Annotated in this window: 3 protein-coding genes and 1 pseudogene; 2 read left to right on the top strand and 2 right to left on the bottom strand. The window is 38.5% G+C overall.

Translation table 11 applies throughout. The features are described from left to right. Positions 1 to 536: pseudogene (locus MHN01_RS22040) on the bottom strand (hypothetical protein); the annotation flags it as partial. Positions 537 to 861: 325 nt separating this feature from the next. Here MHN01_RS22040 and MHN01_RS22035 point away from each other — a divergent pair. Continuing rightward, positions 862 to 1,458, top strand: coding sequence for an acyl-homoserine-lactone synthase (locus tag MHN01_RS22035; RefSeq protein ID WP_239413449.1), 597 nt, complete (start codon positions 862 to 864; stop codon positions 1,456 to 1,458). Positions 1,459 to 1,521: 63 nt separating this feature from the next. On the opposite strand, the gene MHN01_RS24590 is transcribed toward MHN01_RS22035, so the two are convergent. Next, positions 1,522 to 2,115 carry a LuxR C-terminal-related transcriptional regulator gene (locus MHN01_RS24590; protein WP_304622885.1) on the bottom strand — a complete coding sequence of 198 codons (594 nt, stop codon included), beginning with the start codon at positions 2,113 to 2,115 and terminating at the stop codon, positions 1,522 to 1,524. 463 nt (positions 2,116 to 2,578) lie between these two features. On the opposite strand from MHN01_RS24590, the gene MHN01_RS22025 reads away from it, so the two are divergent. Further along, the coding region (locus tag MHN01_RS22025; protein WP_239413448.1) for an FAD-dependent oxidoreductase at positions 2,579 to 3,184 on the top strand (606 nt) is incomplete at its 3' end.

Genomic DNA, 3,184 nt, shown 5'->3' with positions numbered 1-3,184 from the left:
AAATTCCTGAAAGTTAAAATAAGAAGGATGAAACCAAAAATAAATAATTCGCTAGATGCCTTGCCAAGAGTTATTGTGAAATGTCCGGTGGAGGTAATAACCACATCGACAATTGTTAATTCCGGGTAAAAAAACATTACTAACGAAACAATAATACCAAATATAAACGTATATGACTGATGTTGTTTTAATGGTTTATTGGCTCTTACTAGCAAGCATGAAAATAAGAAAGTAAAGTTTGCTGATAAAAGTGAAGAAATGTTTGCTATCAAGCCAACTTCTTTGGCTATTACCGAATCAAAGTAAGATAGAAGTTCTGATTGGAAAAAAGCGTTAGATATAACCCAGATGTTAATAAAGAGAAGATACAAAGAGTAGGTGTGAAAAATAGATTTCTTCACTTTTATTTCATTTTTAGATAAAAACAGAAGATAGTAAGAAAGCCATATTGAAATTAATATAGTTGAAATGATTAAAATGGAAAACTGCGGCCTGGAGAAAGAGGATAAAGTGAGTTTAATAAGTTCATAAGTCATTATTACATTACCATCTAACTAGCAGCCAATGAAATCCATGTCAATATTGCCTTTTGCTATATGAACATAATTTTATAGCTTATTGATTTTTTTCGCAATGATGATAGTCACCAAGATGCACTTAGGTGATAAATCCTGTCTGTTGTGTAGATGGGTTCACATTTCTCTGCTGTTAATGCAGTTTTTCTTCCCGTCTGACATTTTATCTAATCATGTGTTTCTTGGCTCGTTACATGATTACATCGAAGAAGTCAACCTGTTATGTGTGGCAGGTTTCTATTGAGTAATCCATTGATATCTTATTGGTATTATTGGAGGACAAGAAATGAACCTAACATTCAAGCAGCAATCTTTTGACTCAATATCAAAACCGGATTATATGAGGCTTCTAGAGTTAAGGTATGATGTCTTTAGGAAGAGGCTAAAATGGGATTTGCCTACTGAAGGCAATTTAGAATCAGACCAATACGATACACCGGATGCCTCTTATGTATATATCGAAGATGACCTGGGGAATATACTAGGGTGTGGTAGGCTAATACCTACAACGAAAAGCTATATGCTTAAGGAAATATTCCCAGAGCTGCTCGGTAACCAAATGGCAGTAGAATCGAGCCATGTGTATGAATTAAGTCGATTTTGTATTAATAAGAATACGTCACAAAGCAACTGTACACTGAGTTACTCAACACAGTTTTTGTTTAAGGCGTTATATCTCCATGCTGTAGAGAATGACATATCTGAGTACCTGACAGTTTCAACATTACCGATTGAACGTATGTTAAAAAGAACAGGCATCCCATTTAAGCGAGCAGGTGACCAGAAGGTTCATAGGCTTGGTGATACCAAATCAGTTACCTTGTCGATTAAAATTAATGACGAGCTTAGAAGAGCAGTTATGAAAGATTACGATTATCACTAGAATAAATCGGTTCAATTCATTAATAATCAAACCGAAATAAATCATATTCAAACTCAAACTGTATTAATAAGGGGTATTGGGAAAGATTATCCCTGATAATATCCCTTTTGATATTGCTTGATATTTGTTTGAAGCGCCAAGTTTATTACAGGCATTCTGTAAATGAAAAGTTACTGTTCTCTCAGAGCAACTTAATATTTTAGATATTTCCCAAGCGGTTTTCCCTTCTGTAGCCCATGTCAATGTTTCGGTTTCTCTTTTAGTTAAATTGCAAGCATCACTTTTTTTATTAACAGTTGTATCATCGATCTTATCTTGAAGGTATGGGATAACCGTTTGAACTAGGCTGGCGGCGTAAAAAAACAGACTTTGATCATTATTGTTTTTTTTACTTAAGGAGAAACTAATTGTCCCTGTTTTGCCTATTGAGCTATGAATGGGAACGGTGAAACTGGGGGGCATTGTTCTTAGTTTTCTATCTGAAATATAATTGAAGTAATAATGATTTTGCCTTGGGTTATGAATATTACCCCATAGTGCTGGAATACGATTTGATTGACAATAATTGATGATCAGCTTGTGAATAGCGTTTTCTCTAATTCTCTTTTCTTTCTCTTCACAGAAATTGGTCAATATTATCTCTTCTATTTTGGTCATTGATATAGGGTTCGAACAGGTAAAAAAAAATAGTCAAAACCAATGAAGCTTGTAATATCGCTAAGTGTTGCGGTCAAATCTGCATCAGATCTTGCTGTGTGGATACAGCGCCTTAAATTTGAAATGTCATACATAATGATTCCTCTTACAACGCACCTGAGGCGCAAATGATTAACCCAGCATACTCAACTGGTTGCTATTCTTTTCTATGGATAATATTTCGATGAGATGTTTTTATAAACCTGTAACGCAATAAGGGTGATAGGGTTATCAGTGAGATTTTTGCGCACATTTATTCATTGTTTATTGCCCATCATTTGCATCTTTACTCAAGGTTGTCGCAAATCAGCTACTGTTCGCCGCTACCGGACATTCTTTTCTTGTATTGGGCATTAGGCTTCATCAAAAGAGAGCGAGTCTGCGCTCTGGCATCCTTATGTGTTTGTCTGGGAAGGCACAATCAATGAGTGAGAAGAAGAATCATTATTCGGGCTTTGGTCTGTTCAAGCATGCATTGAGTTTTCATGAGCACTGGCAGCGGGTATGGCGCAATCCTCAGCCTAAACCGTTTTATGATGTCGTGATTATCGGTGGTGGCGGGCATGGACTGGCCACAGCGTATTACCTGGCCAAAGTGCACGGCATTACTAATGTGGCGGTTGTGGAAAAGGGATACCTGGGCGGAGGCAATACGGCCCGCAATACCACAATTGTCCGGTCAAACTATCTCTGGGATGAAGCGGCCCATCTGTACGAGCATTCGCTAAAGCTATGGGAGGGACTGTCACAGGATCTTAATTACAATTTGATGTTTAGTCAGCGAGGTGTGTTGAATCTTGGTCATACCTTGCAGGATATGCGGGATATCGAACGTCGGGTGAATGCCAACCGGCTCAATGGTATCGATGGAGAAGTGCTCGATACCGCCGCGGTTCAGTCCTTGGTGCCGTTGCTGGATTGCTCTCTCAATGCCCGTTATCCGGTGCTGGGCGCGAGTTGGCAGCCTCGGGCAGGTACGGCACGGCATGATGCTGTCGCATGGGGTTTTGCACGCGCGGCTGACAAGTTG

The sequence above is a fragment of the Photobacterium sp. OFAV2-7 genome (assembly GCF_022347985.1).
Lineage (GTDB): Bacteria > Pseudomonadota > Gammaproteobacteria > Enterobacterales > Vibrionaceae > Photobacterium.
Note: the sequence above shows the minus strand (reverse complement) of the source record. Positions and strands in the feature narration are given on the sequence as shown.

Bases quoted from the DNA above. Each gene is read 5' to 3' on its own strand.
- MHN01_RS22035 (WP_239413449.1), top strand. From the start codon at position 862: ATGAACCTAACATTCAAGCAGCAATCTTTTGACTCAATATCAAAACCG.
- MHN01_RS24590 (WP_304622885.1), bottom strand. From the start codon at position 2,115: ATGACCAAAATAGAAGAGATAATATTGACCAATTTCTGTGAAGAGAAA.